1 protein-coding gene is annotated in these 623 nt (G+C 62.4%); it reads right to left on the minus strand.

Going from position 1 to position 623, the window contains the following annotated elements; genetic code table 11:
- Positions 1-623, minus strand: a 623-nt coding sequence (locus VTU_RS26270) for an Ig-like domain-containing protein (RefSeq protein WP_010102464.1), incomplete at both ends; no start/stop codon positions are given.

A 623-nucleotide genomic window follows, 5' to 3' on the forward strand; every position in this document is an offset into this window, starting at 1 on the left:
ACGTGGGCAAGGTCCAGAAGGATGCGGTTGACGAATTCCTCCACGGGGTCACTCGCCCCCAGCGTGGCGTAGAAATGCTTGGCATTGTTGGGGTCCCTGCTCAGGCTGCCAACCCAACTCGGACCCCGTGGCAGCACCACGTCGCTGAGGGTGAAACTCGACTCCAACGGCCATCCGTTGAACTCGAAATGCACCACGATGTTCACGCCGTTGCGCACAACATGGCCGTCGAGCCAAATGTTCACGGCAGTGACGGTCGTGGTCTGCATGCTGCTGGCGGATTCGGTGGTGCGCACCTGGAAGTTGGCGCTGGTGATACGGCCTGTGCCGGCGTTGCCTGCGAGGTCGCGCACGTTGCCCATGTCCACGCTGATGGTGTTGGTGGTGTCGCTGACGTTGGCCGTGGGCGTGAGGGTCGCGGTCCAGGTTTTGCCGTCTTGGCTGCGCGTGGGCGCGCTCAGCGTGCCATGGGCGTTGCTCAAGTCGATTTGGTCGACGGTGAAGTTGGCGAGGGCTTCGTCGAAGATGAACGTGACGGTGGCGGTTTCGCCCGCGCCCAGGTAGCTGTCGGAGACCGTGATGATTTCGAGATGGGGCCGCAAGCTGTCGAAAGCAAACTCTGC

Source organism: Verminephrobacter aporrectodeae subsp. tuberculatae At4 (genome assembly GCF_000193225.1).
Taxonomy (GTDB): Bacteria; Pseudomonadota; Gammaproteobacteria; order Burkholderiales; family Burkholderiaceae_C; genus Acidovorax; species Acidovorax aporrectodeae.